Annotated in this window: 17 protein-coding genes; 7 read left to right on the forward strand and 10 right to left on the reverse strand. The window is 52.0% G+C overall.

Going from position 1 to position 15,519, the window contains the following annotated elements; all coding sequences use genetic code 11:
- Positions 1-73: 73 nt before the first annotated feature.
- Positions 74-805: a hypothetical protein gene (locus tag P2W74_RS12220; protein WP_276291784.1), complete on the reverse strand. Its 732-nt coding sequence runs from the start codon at positions 803-805 to the stop codon at positions 74-76.
- Positions 806-976: 171 nt separating this feature from the next.
- Positions 977-1,891: a M14 family metallopeptidase gene (locus tag P2W74_RS12225; protein WP_276291785.1), complete on the reverse strand. Its 915-nt coding sequence runs from the start codon at positions 1,889-1,891 to the stop codon at positions 977-979.
- 246 nt (positions 1,892-2,137) lie between these two features.
- On the opposite strand from P2W74_RS12225, the gene P2W74_RS12230 reads away from it, so the two are divergent.
- On the forward strand, positions 2,138-2,488 hold the full coding sequence (locus tag P2W74_RS12230; RefSeq protein WP_276291786.1) for a GFA family protein: 351 nt from the start codon (positions 2,138-2,140) through the stop codon (positions 2,486-2,488).
- Here P2W74_RS12230 and P2W74_RS12235 read toward each other — a convergent pair.
- From P2W74_RS12235 to sad, 6 genes are all read right to left on the reverse strand, one after another.
- Positions 2,451-3,365 carry a bestrophin family protein gene (locus tag P2W74_RS12235; protein WP_276291787.1) on the reverse strand — a complete coding sequence of 305 codons (915 nt, stop codon included), beginning with the start codon at positions 3,363-3,365 and terminating at the stop codon, positions 2,451-2,453. The two genes, P2W74_RS12230 and P2W74_RS12235, sit on opposite strands and share 38 nt — an antisense overlap.
- A 233-nt stretch (positions 3,366-3,598) precedes the next feature.
- Positions 3,599-5,050 (reverse strand): tagaturonate reductase, encoded by a 1,452-nt coding sequence (locus P2W74_RS12240; protein WP_276291788.1) that lies wholly within the window; start codon positions 5,048-5,050, stop codon positions 3,599-3,601.
- A 105-nt stretch (positions 5,051-5,155) separates the two neighbouring features.
- A complete protein-coding gene (locus P2W74_RS12245; protein WP_276291789.1) occupies positions 5,156-5,683 on the reverse strand; it encodes a GNAT family N-acetyltransferase in 528 nt (175 codons plus the stop codon).
- Between the two features lie 152 nt (positions 5,684-5,835).
- On the reverse strand, positions 5,836-6,195 hold the full coding sequence (locus tag P2W74_RS12250; protein WP_276291790.1) for a DUF4186 domain-containing protein: 360 nt from the start codon (positions 6,193-6,195) through the stop codon (positions 5,836-5,838).
- A complete protein-coding gene (gene glsB, locus P2W74_RS12255) occupies positions 6,195-7,121 on the reverse strand; it encodes a glutaminase B (protein WP_203357873.1) in 927 nt (308 codons plus the stop codon). The genes P2W74_RS12250 and glsB overlap by 1 nt, the downstream gene beginning before the upstream one ends.
- Before the next feature lie 110 nt (positions 7,122-7,231).
- Positions 7,232-8,620: a succinate-semialdehyde dehydrogenase gene (sad, locus tag P2W74_RS12260; RefSeq protein WP_276291791.1), complete on the reverse strand. Its 1,389-nt coding sequence runs from the start codon at positions 8,618-8,620 to the stop codon at positions 7,232-7,234.
- Positions 8,621-8,722: 102 nt separating this feature from the next.
- Between sad and ptrR the strand changes: the two genes are divergently transcribed.
- Together ptrR and P2W74_RS12270 are read left to right on the forward strand one after the other, a co-directional pair.
- The gene (gene ptrR, locus P2W74_RS12265) at positions 8,723-9,589 is read left to right on the forward strand and encodes a putrescine utilization regulator PtrR (RefSeq protein ID WP_276291792.1); all 867 of its coding nucleotides are present in this window, start codon (positions 8,723-8,725) and stop codon (positions 9,587-9,589) included.
- Positions 9,590-9,798: 209 nt separating this feature from the next.
- Positions 9,799-10,995, forward strand: a complete 1,197-nt coding sequence (locus P2W74_RS12270; RefSeq protein ID WP_276291793.1) for a sugar transporter — start codon at positions 9,799-9,801, stop codon at positions 10,993-10,995.
- A 43-nt stretch (positions 10,996-11,038) separates the two neighbouring features.
- On the opposite strand, the gene P2W74_RS12275 is transcribed toward P2W74_RS12270, so the two are convergent.
- Positions 11,039-11,704 carry a MarC family NAAT transporter gene (locus tag P2W74_RS12275; RefSeq protein ID WP_276291794.1) on the reverse strand — a complete coding sequence of 222 codons (666 nt, stop codon included), beginning with the start codon at positions 11,702-11,704 and terminating at the stop codon, positions 11,039-11,041.
- 259 nt (positions 11,705-11,963) lie between these two features.
- Between P2W74_RS12275 and marR the strand changes: the two genes are divergently transcribed.
- From marR to marB, 3 genes are read left to right on the forward strand one after another with little or no spacing between them, the layout of a single operon-like run.
- Positions 11,964-12,398 (forward strand): multiple antibiotic resistance transcriptional regulator MarR, encoded by a 435-nt coding sequence (marR, locus tag P2W74_RS12280; RefSeq protein ID WP_162382108.1) that lies wholly within the window; start codon positions 11,964-11,966, stop codon positions 12,396-12,398.
- Positions 12,399-12,416: 18 nt separating this feature from the next.
- Positions 12,417-12,800, forward strand: a complete 384-nt coding sequence (marA, locus tag P2W74_RS12285) for an MDR efflux pump AcrAB transcriptional activator MarA (RefSeq protein ID WP_162382109.1) — start codon at positions 12,417-12,419, stop codon at positions 12,798-12,800.
- A 30-nt stretch (positions 12,801-12,830) separates the two neighbouring features.
- Positions 12,831-13,049: a multiple antibiotic resistance protein MarB gene (marB, locus tag P2W74_RS12290; protein WP_276291795.1), complete on the forward strand. Its 219-nt coding sequence runs from the start codon at positions 12,831-12,833 to the stop codon at positions 13,047-13,049.
- Positions 13,050-13,080: 31 nt separating this feature from the next.
- Here the strand turns inward: marB and eamA are convergent, their stop codons facing one another.
- Positions 13,081-13,980 (reverse strand): O-acetylserine/cysteine exporter, encoded by a 900-nt coding sequence (eamA, locus tag P2W74_RS12295; RefSeq protein WP_276291796.1) that lies wholly within the window; start codon positions 13,978-13,980, stop codon positions 13,081-13,083.
- A 195-nt stretch (positions 13,981-14,175) separates the two neighbouring features.
- Here eamA and ydeE point away from each other — a divergent pair, with 195 nt between their 5' ends.
- Positions 14,176-15,363, forward strand: coding sequence for an efflux MFS transporter YdeE (gene ydeE / locus P2W74_RS12300; RefSeq protein WP_276291797.1), 1,188 nt, complete (start codon positions 14,176-14,178; stop codon positions 15,361-15,363).
- The last annotated feature ends 156 nt before the right edge of the window (positions 15,364-15,519 follow it).

The raw sequence follows: 15,519 nt of genomic DNA on the forward strand, positions 1-15,519 counted from the left end.
TTTTGCTACGCCCCTTAACGACATAATTTGTCACACCGATACCGGTTGACGATCACTAACAACCAATGTGTCCCTACTGAAACGGCCAGGCGACACGTTCCGTTATTTTTGGCTGAGTTGATGCTTTTTCAACAAATGCGGGCCAGGCGTATGATTTAGTAATAAATTTCCATGAGTAATACGCTTTACCCTCATCAATAAACTTCAGGTTCAGAAGCGACCAATCCTCATCATGACAATGTGAGGTTTTGGCATACTCCTCTGCGGTAAAACACGCCCTGATCATCGCCTTTGATGAAAAAAGGACGTCTTTAAATGCCACCTGAGATGAGCCATCATCATTCAGCATGATAAAATCAGCATACTCTTCTTCACGGCTACCACCGGAATACAATGCCTGCCATTTCGTCACTAAAGCAATTGCCTGTTTTGTTTTGCTCAAGGGATATAAAGCCGGATAGATATATACCTTATCTTTTATCAGGTCTTCACTCATCGCATTTTCATCGTTATTTTTATTGTCGAACTTCCATTGCCCTTCCTTGATGTAATCGTCATTTTTTTTGCGGAATTTTATCATCTCAAGTGTGGGCTCTATTAAGTAAAAAACATCCTCTAGACCTTTTGCTTTCCAGACCTTTGTTTCTTCCCCACAACGGTTTATAGCGGCCTTACATACACCCGTATACTGCTCACTGCCTTTTTTTAGTGCAATAAATGCAGTGGGTTTTATTGTGTTGATATTCCCTTGCGCCATCAAAGGGAAAGAAACTGCTGTAACCCATAAAACCACGCAATGCTTCATGATATCGTCCTGACCTGAATATTTTTACATGAAAGGAATTCCCTTTCACCTTGTCATTGTATCGACCCCAACGCCAGTCGCAGATACAACGGTTGTTTATTTTACTCTCAAAGCGAATGAAAATCCCTTTTCATTTTTTAGCTAATATTTGCTTGAGAAATCCGCTTGCCTTTAATTATCCAGAGCAAAGTTCAGCGCCGCTTTCACCGCCTCGACCTGGGCAATGATGCACTCTTCCGGATTTGTTTTTTCGCTGTCCGGATACACTTCGGTTGTCGTGGTAAAGCGAGCACCGGTCATGGTTGAACAAAGATGATAGTGACTATTCGGATATTCAACGACCCCCGGACTCGCCACCCGAAATCCCAGTATTTTCCCTTCTGCGTTGGAAGGCGCTATGTGGGTCACTTTTTCCACGGCAGCAATGATCGCCTGTTGGAAATCTAGCTGAGAATTTTCTTCGTCGCTGACCAGGTAAAATCCATCCGGGACAACGTCCGGGATATATTGCCCGCCGTCCCTGGCCGCAAGTGCCGGACGGAATTCACTTTCGTCGCTATCCGTTGTCTCATGGAGATCGATATGTACCCGAAATTGTTCCCGCAGCGGCGCAATCAGCGACATAAGCGCCTGGGCCTCTTCCGCTTTCCCTTCGGCGTAGAAGCTTCTGTTTGGATCGATGAGATGATAATTCCAGCGTGATATCCGTTCAAACGCCCACGGACTGACACAAGGCGCAACCAACAGATTCATTTTGCCTTTGTATTCCTGGCCGTGCTCCTTTAAAAACCGCAGCGCGCCCAGCACACCGCTGGTTTCATAGCCATGTACGCCGCCGGTGACGAGAGCCGCCGGTAAAGATTCATCCCAGTCATCGCTGCGCAGCGCCATTAAGGGATAGGTATCACTGGCACAGGTTATTTCACCGTACTTAACAATCTTATATTCGTTGCCAAGCATTCGGATTTGACTTAATACATCGTCATAGGACCGTGACGGTAACTGGTTCTTACGCCATTGCTCACGCTCAGATTCTCCCCAGGGCTGTCCGGGAGTGCCAATTGGATAGAAATTCGCTGATGTCATGGTTTCTGCTCAATGATCAATAAAAAGTGAATTAGGTATGACGTCATCTCGACATCATGTCTTAATTGAACTGAATCACAATAAATCAACAACCGGCAACCATCAATCCCGAACGCCCCCAAAATGCCGATGAATGTTGTTAGCAATCAGTATCTTTGAACTCTCCTCGCCTTTTTTCCATTGAAGACTGGTTGCCTGACAGATCATCTGATAGTGTTTTGAGACACAAATTTCAGGAGATGGGCGATGACGAAAGTGTACACCGGCGGCTGCCTCTGCGGTTTTATCCGTATCAGTGCCCGCTCGCCCAGAAATCCTCACACCTGCTCATGCACTCTCTGTCAGAAGCACACGGGAGCGCACAGCGTCAGATGGGTAGAATTTGATACTCAGGATGTCCAATGGACGGGGAAAGGCGGTAAACCGGCGACGTGGCGCTCATCTGAATTCTCCAGCAGAGCCTTTTGCCCCCGTTGCGGAAGCTCGATAGGCGCGATTGATGATGCGCCCACCGTTGCTCTCTTAACCGGCTGTTTTGACGACGCTGTCCATGCGGAATTTACGTCAACTGATAATGCCTGTCAGGGATCTGCTTGACCGGGATTGTTGTCTCATCGTTCATCTGCAACAAATCAATTTCGATGGCATTGCAAATTGCATCCAGCGGCAGATCGTTGTTTTCAGTGCCAAACGGATCTTCCAGCTCTTCTGCCAGCGTATCGAGCGAAATAAAGGTATAGGAAATCAGCACTGAAATAAACGGCGTCATATAGTGCAAATCCATCACCAGAGCGAAGGGCAACATAATACAGAACAGATACACCGTGCGATGCAAAATGAGCGTGTACGCAAAAGGAATGGGCGTATTCGCGATGCGTTCGCAGCCAGCCAGCACCGCTGACATATCATTTAACCTATTGTTTAAACTGTGAAATAATATATCAGACAGTTGCCCTTCCCGCCGACGAACCGCCAACCACTCGCCCATCAACAGTAAAATGCGGTTTGCCGGTGAATGAGAAGAAAAGACGCGCTGCAGATCCTCGGCACTGAGGTATTTCGCCAGCGGTTCCGCCTGCTGTTGTCGACGTAATGTCATGCGTAAACAGTGCGCAAAGGCAATTTGCAAACGGACAAACTGCCCTAATTCGCGATCGTCTGGCAACGTGGTTTTCACTTCACGCAGTAACGAGCGGGAAGCAATCATCAACTGTCCCCACAAATGCCGGGCCTCCACGTAACGCGCATAACAGGCATTGTTGCGAAAACCCAAAAATATGGCGATGGCGACACCGAGAATGCTGAAAGGCGCAAGAGTAAATTTGATGCCCAGCATCGTATACCACGGCAGCATGATGATCACCGCGATAGAGAGTATGAAATTCAGGAGCAGTCGGGAGAAGATTTTGGATAAAACGGAGCCGTGCCAGACGAATATCTGGCGGAGCCAGTGCTGTTGAGGTCGAACAATCATGATTATCTTCGGAAAATGGGAAAGCGGGAACATTAAACGTGATCGCGATCAATGTTGCAAGTTTCTCTAAAACTCTAAAAAGAGAGTTAGCCCCCTTTTCTCGCTGCCAGACGCCAGCGGCGCCAGTGCAGCAGACCAGCGTAATATTAATGGCACATCATTGTATGTTGTAACTAATGTGGATTGATTAAAAAACCCGGCCGGAACCGGGTTAATACTTCAGCGAGGCGCAATTAGCACAGTGGTTTCACCGCTTCGCGCATCCCTTTCGTCAGGATGGCATCCAGGCAGGCACTGACCTGATCGACCAGACCGGAGACCTGGGTCAGGTCCTGTTCCCAGTGTTCTGCCACCGCCAGCACAGTAGTCACCAGCTCATGCGTGCTGATCGCACCGTCGCGATGCTGATTCCACAGTTGCTGATAGCGCTCAATCCAGTGCGCATCGTCCTGAACCGGATAAGACTCCCCATCGCGTTCTGCGCGATAGAACGCAATCAGCGCGGCCAGCGCAAACGTCAGACGCGCGGGTAGTGTTCCCTCCGCCTGCTGTCCTGCCAGTAACTGAGGTAAAATTCGGGTGCGGAATTTCGTCATTCCGTTCAGCGCGATAGAAAGGAGCTGATGCTTGATGTACGGGTTACGAAAACGCCCTGTCACCGCACTGGCAAAAGAAATCAGCTCATCACGCGGAAGATCGAGTACCGGGATAATTTCTTCATAAATGGCTTTTTCGACAAACGCGCAGATCTCTGCGTCGTTCATCGCTTCGCCCACGGTATCCAGACCTGCCTGGAATGCCACCGGAACCAGTGCCGTATGCGCGCCATTCAGAATGGCAACCTTGCGCTCTTTGTAAGGCTTGATGTCATCAACAATCAGCACATTCAGCGGGTATTTATCAAGACGTAACTCAGACGCCAGTGACTTCGGCCCTTGGATCACAAACAGATAGAAGTGTTCGGCGGTGTCAAGAAACGCATCGTGGTAACCCAGCGTATCTTCAAGTTGTGCCACTTCATCACGCGGGTAACCAGTGACAATGCGATCCACCAGCGTTGAGCAGAAGGCGTTAGCCTGATCCAACCACAGCAAGAATGCCTCAGGAAGCGCCCACTCTTTTGCGTAGCGTTGAACCAGTTCCCGCAACGCATCGCCATTATAGTCAATCAGTTCGCATGGAATGATTACCCAGCCTTTATCAGACGCTCCTGCAAACTGCGTGTAGCGCTCAAACAGCAGTCGGGTCAGTTTTGCCGGATAACTGACTGCAGGCGCATCTTCGAATTTATCACCTGCGTGGTAGCTGATCCCTGCTTCGGTCGTGTTAGAGAAAACAAAGCGGATGTCAGGGTTATGCGCCAGTTTCAGGAACTCATCGTATTCGCCATACACGCTGATTTCACGGTTCACCGAACGGATCAGGCGGGCATCGCTGACCGCTTCGCCATTTTCGTTCAAACCGCGAATGATGGTGGTATAGAGACCGTCTTGCGTACTGAGTGACGGGGGGAATGCGCTTTCGATGGGACGGACAATCACCACACCGGCATTCAGATCGGTATGCTCGTTCAGCAGATCAACCTGCCAGTCAACAAAAGCACGCAGGAAGTTCCCTTCGCCAAACTGAATGATACGCTCAGGATAATGGGCGCCAGGAAAATCGCGACGGTTTAGAGTTTTCACAATGGGTTCCCTTTTGATTAGTCATACAACCTGATTGAATTGGTCCAACAGGTTAGCAAACTTTAATACAATGAAACCCTGTTTTGATCAACTCTCGATCACAAATTACAGGTATTTATAGAAAACTGTGGTGCCCGTCAACGTCCCGTCCGGCATTTGTGCGTACTCAGGTATCTCCCCCGCTTTCTGCCAGCCGCAATTTTGGTAGAACAACTCTGCGCCGCTTCCCGTAGCGGTGTCCAGCACCAGCAACGATTTGTGATTTTGCTTTGCGCAGATCTCCAGCATCTCCATTAAACGCCGGGCGATACCGCTGCGGCGCGCGGACGAGTGAACCAACAGTTTGGCCACGTCGGCGCGATGTGGTTGATTCTCAGGCTGATCCAGCAGGAGTTGCACCGTACCGATGATAACCCCTGCGCCATTTTCAGCCGCCAGGACTATACGCTCTCCACCAGCAACGCCCTCGGCGACCGCCGTCCAGAAAGGGAGGGATTTTTCACGACCAAAAGGGAAGACAAAACTGACGGACGCGCCCTGGTTAACGCAATCCTCAAGCACATCGCTCAGTTCATTGATTCGGTTGCGGATACGCTCTGCGTCGAGGATAAAACAGGAATGAGTAGCAGCCATAGGATCTCCTTGATTGACTGCACTACCATGCACTTCCCCTTTTTTCTACACAAGCGCGACTGTCATAGGATTGCGTTATGTTTTACCTACACGGCATCTTTTCACGAGTTATTTTGTGGTTATTACCGGCCCACCGGGAATCGTTTATTTTGTTATGGCTGATTCATCTGGATAACTAACCAATGATGAATCACCGCCACAACATACATTTGCTGCTCCTCGCTGAGCGGTTGCCCCTGAGGGATTTGGTGCCATTTTTCCAGACAGCCGCGACAACAGGTTGCCGTGGCATGCTGGGCAATAAAAACGGGATGACCGCGCATGGGCGTTTGCTTGCCATCATTGGCGGGCATTGCGGGGGCCAGTCGTTTTGCCACAAAGTCTGCCGCGTGTTGATCGATGACCTGCGCTCCTTTATCCCAGCAATACAGTCTCTCTTTCGCGCCAAGATGAAACCGGGAACGAAATGTGGAACGAGACAGCCGGGTAAACAGAGAGTCTGGCACGTTCATCAGTAGACTGAGCGTCCTAATTGTTGAGTCAGCTGTTCAAGTACGGCGATACCTGCCAGGGAGTTTCCGGCAGTATCCAGCTCAGGACTCCAGACGGCAATCGCCATTTCATGCGGTACAATCGCAACAATGCCGCCGCCAACGCCCGATTTCGCGGGCAGCCCTACTCGCCAGGCAAACTCCCCAGAGTTCTGATACATTCCGCTGGTTGCCATCAGCGCGTTGATTTGTCTGGCCTGCATCGGCGTCACCACCGGGTCATTAAGATGAAAAGCGTGTCCCTGATTCGCCAGAAAAACAAACGTGCGGGCCAGTTCAACGCAATTCATTTTCAGCGCGCAATAGTGGAAATAATTCTGCAAAACCGTGGTGACATCATGCTGAAAATTACCGAATGATTTCATCAGCCAGGCAATCGCCGCATTACGCGCCGAATGCTCGAACTCCGAACGGGCCACGGTAGAATCATAGACAATATCGGGAACACCGCTCAGTACGCGCACCACCTCCAGCATACGCTGACGCGGGGCGCTCAGCCGTCCTTGTAACATGTCACAGATCACCAACGCACCGGCGTTGATAAAGGGATTGCGCGGAATGCCCTGCTCCATTTCCAGCTGCACCAGCGAATTGAAGGGAGAACCCGAGGGATCTTTTCCCACGCGCTGCCAGATCTCATCCTCCTGGTAGTGACGCATTGCCACTGCCAGACTCAGCACCTTCGAAATAGACTGAATGGAAAAGCGTTCCTGCGAATCACCGGCCTGATAGAGTTGTCCATCAACGGTACAAATGGCGATACCCAGTTTGGAACCATCAACGGTGGCTAACGCTGGAATGTAGTCGGCAACTTTTCCCTGACCAATTAACGGGCGAACCTGCGCCAGAATGGTCTCTAATACTGAATTGTCCATGGCCCTGGCCACAATGTGCTCCTTGCCCGCGGGTCTGAAAAGGTCTGCGAGTATAACAGAGCTGAATATGCGACGTCAGGCCGGGAGAGACAATCGCGCCTCCTGACGAGGCGCTTTATACATCAGACGCGGTTTTTCCAGACCGTCTGTACGTTACAAAACTCATGCAACCCAAAATGTGAAAGCTCGCGGCCAAAACCGCTTTTCTTCACCCCGCCAAATGCCACCCGCGCATCGCTGGCGCTATAGCCATTGATAAACACGCCGCCGCATTCCAGCTGGCTGGCCATCTCCTGTGCGCGTGTTTCATCGGCGGTGAAAATCGTCGCCGACAGGCCGAAATCACTGTCATTGGCAAGTTGTAAGGCATGCCCGGCACTCTTCGCCACCGTGATTGCCGCCACCGGACCAAACAACTCCTGGCGAAATGCCGTCATTTCAGGAGTGACATCCCCCAAAACCGTTGCCGGATAGTAGTTGCCTTCCCCGGCGATTTTTTCTCCGCCCAGTAATAAACGTGCGCCTTGTGCGACCGACGCCATCACCTGTTGGTGGAGTTCATCACGCAAATCAAAACGCGCCATCGGCCCGAGATCGTTTTCCTCGTCAAAGGGGTTACCCATTTTCAAGGCGACAGCCGCCGCAACGAAGCGTTCGGTAAACTCGTGGGCAATGCCTTCTTCAACAATAAAACGTTTCGCGGCAGCACAAACCTGTCCGGTATTCTGATAACGGCCAGCGACGGCTGCTTTCACCGCCAGATCCAGGCAGGCATCGTTCAACACAATAAACGGATCCGAACCGCCCAGTTCCAGCACGCATTTTTTCAGCGCTGCCCCCGCCTGAGCGCCAATAGCAGCGCCAGCGCGAACGCTGCCGGTGACCGTGACCGCCGCAATACGCGGATCATTAATCATCTGGCTGACGCCCGCATTGCTGGCGTTGAGCCAACCGTAAACACCTTCTGGTATCCCCGCATCGGCAAAAACGTCCGCAATTAACCCGGCGCATCCCGTCACATTCGGGGCATGCTTTAAGAGATAGCCATTGCCCGCCAACAGGATGGGGATCGCCCCGCGCAGCACTTGCCAGAGCGGAAAGTTCCACGGCATCACCGCCAGAATGGTTCCCAGCGGGCGATACTCAATCACCGCTTGCTGATTTTCCACCAGCGTCGGCTCAGGATTAAGCATTGCAGGACCGTGTTCGGCATACCAGTCGCACAGGTTGGCGGATTTTGCCACTTCGCCGCGCGCCTGGGCGATCGGTTTCCCCATCTCACGCGTTATGCATTGCGCCATCTCTTCAGCCCGCAGTCGCAATGCCTGCCCGACATTGCGCAGTTTCTGCGCCCGGTGCGCGACCGTCGTGCGCTTCCAGGCGGCAAAACCACTGGCGGCCAGAGTGAGGGCCTGCTCAATTTCGCTGTCGCTACTCCAGGGCATGGCCGTCAAATGCGCTCCCGTTGCGGGGTCCACTGAAATTGCATGTGTCGCTGATGTCGGGTTCATAGGTTTCTCTCTTCATCACAGGGAATGGCAATATCATGACCCCGTTTACTCTTTCTGAAAATTGAATAATATTAACCACACCATTCACAAAAAGAGAAAACCATGGACCTGACGCAACTGGAAATGTTCAATGCTGTCGCACAGACGGGAAGCATTACCCAGGCCGCCGCGAAAGTGCATCGTGTTCCGTCTAACCTCACGACACGTATTCGCCAGCTTGAAGCCGATCTCGGGGTGGATCTGTTTATTCGCGAGAATCAGCGTCTGAGGCTTTCTCCGGCAGGCCATAACTTTTTGCGTTATAGCCAGCAGATCCTGGCATTGGTCGATGAAGCGCGGATGGTGGTTGCCGGTGATGAACCGCAGGGACTGTTCTCCCTCGGCGCGCTGGAAAGTACCGCAGCCGTGCGGATTCCCGCCACGCTGGCCGAATATAACCAGCGTTATCCTAAGATCCAGTTTGCCTTATCCACCGGGCCTTCCGGCACCATGCTGGAGGGCGTACTGGAGGGCAAACTGAATGCCGCCTTTGTGGATGGCCCCATTAACCACCCCGGTCTTGAAGGGATGCCTGTCTACCGTGAAGAGATGATGATCGTCACCCCGTGCGGTCACCGCGCTGTGCACCGTGCGAGTGATGTTAACGGAAGTAATATTTACGCTTTTCGCGCGAACTGCTCTTACCGTCGCCATTTTGAAAGCTGGTTTCATGCCGATCGCGCCACACCGGGTACGATTCATGAAATGGAGTCCTATCATGGAATGCTGGCATGCGTTATTGCCGGTGCGGGCATCGCGTTGATTCCTCGCACGATGTTAGAAAGTATGCCCGGACATCATCAGGTCGACGCCTGGCCGTTAACCGAGGAGTGGCGCTGGCTGAATACCTGGCTGGTTTGGCGACGCGGCGCAATGACCCGACAACTTGAAGCCTTTATGGAACTGCTGCCACCTCAAACGCGGGTATAGCATCGCCTTATGCGCGTGCGCGCCGCACAGAGAGCAAGTCAATTTGTGACAACGTCACCACCAGCAATGCGAACACGGAGCGTTCAGAAGTGGTGTCACTTTTTTAGCGACTAAAAAACGTGACATTAATCACAAAGTGATTGTGTTTTCGCCAGAAAACGTTTTAAGATCCTGACCTAACCCTTTCGCAATAAGCCCCATTACTTTTTATGTCAACACGCATTGTTTCCCGTAAAGTCGCGTGGCTACGGGTCGTTACGCTTGCTATTGCGGCTTTTATCTTCAATACCACCGAGTTTGTCCCCGTCGGCTTACTCTCTGATATTGCGCAAAGCTTCCACATGCAGACTGCACAGGTCGGTATTATGCTGACTATCTACGCCTGGGTTGTGGCGCTGATGTCGCTTCCCTTTATGCTACTGACAAGCCAGGTGGAACGACGCAAACTGCTGATCTGTTTGTTTGTGCTGTTTATTGCCAGCCATGTGCTGTCATTTCTGGCGTGGAATTTTACCGTTCTGCTCATCAGCCGTATCGGCATCGCCTTTGCGCATGCGATTTTCTGGTCGATCACAGCCTCGCTCGCCATCCGCCTGGCCCCTGCCGGTAAACGCGCACAGGCGTTGAGCCTGATAGCCACCGGAACCGCACTGGCAATGGTGCTCGGAATTCCCATCGGTCGCATTGTCGGGCAATACTTTGGCTGGCGTACCACTTTCCTGGCTATCGGCATGGGAGCGCTGGTCACGCTTGTGTGTCTGTTCAAGCTCCTGCCCACCTTGCCCAGCGAACATTCCGGTTCGCTGAAAAGCCTGCCGCTACTGTTTCGCCGCCCTGCGTTGATGAGTCTTTATCTGTTGACGGTGATTGTGGTGACCGCCCATTACACGGCATACAGCTATATCGAGCCGTTTGTGCAAACCGTGGCCGGGTTGAGCGCCAACTTTGCCACTGTGCTGTTGCTCATTCTCGGCGGTGCCGGGATCGTCGGCAGCGTGGTTTTTGGTAAGTTGGGCAATCGGCATGCCTCCGCGCTAATCACCCTTGCCATTGTCCTGCTGGTGGGGTGCCTGCTCCTCCTGCGCCCCTCCGCCGACAGCGAAACACACCTGGCGATATTGAGCATCTTCTGGGGGGTAGCCATTATGGTTATCGGTCTGGGTATGCAGGTGAAAGTACTGGCGCTGGCGCCGGATGCGACCGATGTCGCGATGGCGTTATTCTCCGGCATCTTTAATATCGGGATTGGTGCAGGCGCGCTGGTGGGTAATCAGGTGAGTTTACACTGGTCGATGTCTGCCATCGGCTATGTCGGCGCCGTTCCGGCGGTTATCGCGTTAGTCTGGTCAGTGATTATTTTTCGCCGCTGGCCTGTCTCGCTGGAGGAGCAGCCGCAACCGCAGTGAAAAGACAGAAAAGGCCCGACATTTTCGCGTCGGGCCTTAGGTTTTAGTGGTAGGTTTTAATAATTTCCAGAATACCGTTAATGATAAACTGTACGCCCATACAGACCAGCAGGAAGCCCATCAAGCGCGAAATTGCCTCAATTCCCCCTTTGCCGACCAGACGCATAATCGCCCCGGAACTGCGCAGGCTGCCCCACAGAATGACCCCCACAATCGCAAAGATCAGCGGCGGCGCGACAGCAATAACCCAGCCAGGAAAATCGGAGCCATCACGCACGGTTGAGGCAGAACTGATGATCATGGCAATCGTACCCGGCCCCGCCGTACTTGGCATTGCCAGTGGCACGAACGCAATATTGGCCGACGGTTCGTCTTCCATCTCTTCGGATTTGCTTTTTGCTTCCGGCGACTCGTGCGCTTTCTGCTGTGGAAACAGCATTCTGAAGCCGATAAAGGCGACAATTAATCCCCCGGCAATCCGCAGCCCCGGGATCGAAATGCCAAACGTATTCATGACTAACTGACCGGCGTAATACGCCACCATCATGATCGCGAACACGTAAATCGACGCCATCAGCGACTGACGGTTACGCTCTACGCTGTTCATGTTGCCAGCAAGCCCGAGGAACAGCGCCACGGTAGTCAGTGGGTTGGCGAGCGGCAGCAGAACCACCAGACCCAGCCCTATCGCTTTAAACAATTCTATCATGGGTAATCTCTTCTCCAGTCGCTCTTCAGTTAGCGGCAAGTATAAGTTCAAATGAGCGCTGACCGCTATTTCAGCGATGTAAGCATTCATTTTCCCATCACATCTATAATCTGTAATTATCATTAAGTTATTAAAAGCTAAACCATCAGCCTAATGAACCGTTTTAGCAAATTGTGTCATCACAGTATTCATTCATTTGACTTATACTTGCCTGGGCAATAGTATCTGCCGTGACTAACTACTTGCCGGGGCAACCATCGTGAAAAGCACCAGTGACCTTTTCAATGAAATCATTCCACTTGGCCGCTTGATCTACATGGTAAATCAGAAAAAAGATCGTTTGCTAAACGACTATCTGTCACCGCTGGATATCACCGCCTCGCAGTTTAAGGTGCTGTGTTCCATCCGCTGCGCGGTGTGCATTACCCCGGTTGAGCTTAAGAAAGTGCTGTCTGTTGATCTTGGCGCATTGACGCGCATGCTTGACCGCCTGGTCTGTAAAGGCTGGATCGAAAGACTCCCAAATCCCAACGATAAACGCGGCGTGCTGGTGAAACTCACCGAACACGGCGCGGCAATTTGTGAGCAATGTCATCAATTAGTAGGACAAGACCTGCACCAGGAACTAACAAAAAACTTAACGGCGGATGAAGTGGCAACACTTGAGTATTTACTCAAGAAAATCCTGCCGTAAACAGAAAGAGGTAAGACGATGTCCAGACGCAACACTGACGCTATCACTATTCATAGCATTTTGGACTGGATCGAAGATAACCTGGAGTCGCCGCTCTCACTGGAAAAGGTGTCAGAGCGCTCAGGTTACTCCAAATGGCACCTGCAACGGATGTTTAAAAAAGAAACCGGCCATTCATTAGGTCAATACATCCGCAGTCGCAAAATGACTGAGATAGCCCAGAAATTAAAAGAAAGTAACGAGCCGATTTTGTACCTGGCAGAGCGTTACGGCTTTGAGTCACAGCAAACGCTGACCCGGACGTTTAAAAACTATTTTGATGTGCCGCCGCATAAGTTCCGCATCACCAATATGCACGGCGAATCCCGGTATTTGCTGCCGCTCAATCAGTGTCACTGCTAATCGCCTGTTAACGACGTAATCGAGGAAATCATGAAATTTTTGTCTTCTGCAATGCTGGCTCTGCTGCTTGTCGTCTCCGGCCAGAGTGTTGCGGAGCAAACTGCCCAGCCCACAACACAAACGAATCGCGATGTGATGGTCATACCCACTGCGCACGATCAATCCCCTTTCGATTTCAATCACATGGGGGCAGGCAGCGATAAGTCCGACGAGTTAGGCGTACCCTATTACAATCGGTATGACCTCTAATTCGTTTTGCCCCGTCACTGCGGGGCTTTTTTTACCCTCTCGCCTGCGCCGGTTTGCGTAAACGAAAACCGAACACATTGATATACAGCCCCGCCATAATCAGCACTGCGCCCAATAATTGCAGCCCGGTTAACGTTTCATCCAACAGCACGGCGGCACTGGCCAACCCGACAACCGGAACCAGCAGGGATAACGGCGCCACACGCCAGGTTTCATAACGTCCCAACAGCGTGCCCCAAATCCCGTACCCGACAATGGTGGCAACGAAGGCAAGATAGACCAGCGATAACACCGTCGTGGTATCAAGACTGACCAGGCTTTGCATCATGCGCTCGGCGCCATCCAGAAACAGCGAGGCGAGGAAAAAAGGAATAATCGGGATCAACGCACTCCAGACCACCAGCGACATGACGGCCGGGCGCTCCGCATGCTGCATGATCTTTTTATTAAAGATATTCCCACAGGCCCAACTGAGCGCGGCGGCCAGGGTGAGCATAAATCCGGTCATCGCCACATGTTGCCCGTTGAGGCTGGCTTCAATCAGCACCAGCACGCCAAAAATCGCCAGCGCAATACCTGCCACCTGTTTGCCCTGCAAACGCTCACCGAACGCAAACGCCCCCAGAACAATGGTGAAAAAAGCCTGCGCCTGTAATACCAGTGACGCCAGCCCGGCGGGCATGCCGAAGTTGATGGCGCAAAACAGAAAAGCAAATTGCCCAAAACTGATCGTCAGACCGTAACCCAGCAGAAGCTTCAGCGGGACTCTGGGGCGGGCAACAAAGAAAATCGCCGGGAACGCCACCAGCAGGAAGCGTAATCCCGCCAGCATCAGTGGCGGCATATTGTGTAATCCCACTTTGATGACGACAAAATTCAGCCCCCATACCACCACGACTAATAATGCCAACAGCCCGTCTTTACGCGACATCCCCTGACCTCTGCAATTATTAAATTTTTGTAAACAAGTTAACTTAGCGGAAATCGCTGTCCAGCAACAGATCATTAATTCAGGTAGGCCGTGCAAGGCACTTTCGGACAACTTATTAGGTATACATCACAATTTTGCCGTGCTATTCCTTCCTGATAGTTAAAAAAAAAACAACACGCATTGTCGGGCAGGAAAATGAACACCACTCTGAGACGGTCAACCCTTGCATTACTCGCCTCATCGCTATTGCTGACCATTGGTCGTGGCGCCACGCTGCCGTTCATGACCATTTATCTGAATCGCCAGTATGCGCTGAGTGTCGATCTGATTGGCTACGCCATGACGGTGGCGCTGACCATCGGCGTGATCTTCAGTCTTGGCTTTGGCATTCTGGCGGATAAATTCGATAAAAAACGCTACATGCTGGTGGCGATTTGCGCCTTTGCCTTCGGGTTTATCGCGATCCCGCTGGTGCATAGCGTCACTCTGGTGGTACTGCTGTTTGCGCTTATCAACTGCGCCTATTCCGTTTTTGCAACGGTGCTGAAAGCCTGGTTTGCCGATAACCTCTCAGCCACTACGAAAACGAAAATTTTTTCGCTCAACTATACCGTGCTCAACATTGGCTGGACCGTTGGGCCGCCGCTCGGCACCCTGCTGGTGATGCAAAGCATTAACCTGCCTTTCTGGCTGGCGGCCGTCTGTTCTGCCTTCCCGTTGGTTTTTATTCAGACGTGGGTAACCCGGTCAATGCCCCCTGTCGAAGGCATGAACACCTCAGTGTGGTCGCCGTCCGTCCTGCTGCGCGATAAAGCATTGCTCTGGTTTACCCTCTCCGCGTTTCTCGCCTCGTTCGTGGGCGGCGCGTTTTCATCCTGTATTTCCCAGTATGTGATGGTCGTCGCTGACGGCGATTTTGCCGAGAAAGTGGTCGCGGTGGTGTTACCGGTGAACGCCGCAATGGTGGTCAGTCTGCAATATGCCCTCGGGCGCAGGCTCACTGCTGCGAATATCCGCCCGCTGATGGCAGCAGGCACCCTGTGCTTCATTATTGGCCTGGTGGGTTTTATGTTCTCCGGAAACAACCTGATCCTGTGGGGCGTTTCTGCCGCCATCTTTACCCTCGGTGAAGTGATCTACGCGCCGGGGGAATATATGTTGATCGACAATATTGCCCCTGCGGGCATGAAAGCGAGCTATTTCTCTGCACAGTCGCTGGGCTGGCTGGGCGCGGCCTTTAACCCGTTAGCGAGCGGCATCATTTTAACCACGCTTCCCGCCTGGTCACTGTTTGCGGTACTGATTGTCGCCATTGGTCTGGCATGGGTGATGATGCTCAAAGGCATGCGCGTTAAACCCTTGCAGCAGCCGGTAACCTGTTAAATTATCCATGACCGTGCAGGTGCGACGCCTGCACGGTCATAAATTTATGATAGCCATCAGACCGCGCACACCTTCTGCGTCTCTATTCTCACCCCGCCCGCATTGAATAATAGTGCCCCGAGATATCAACAGAGAGTGCGTGCCGCCAGAGTATTT

It is taken from the genome of Citrobacter enshiensis (genome assembly GCF_029338175.1).
GTDB lineage: Bacteria > Pseudomonadota > Gammaproteobacteria > Enterobacterales > Enterobacteriaceae > Citrobacter_D > Citrobacter_D enshiensis.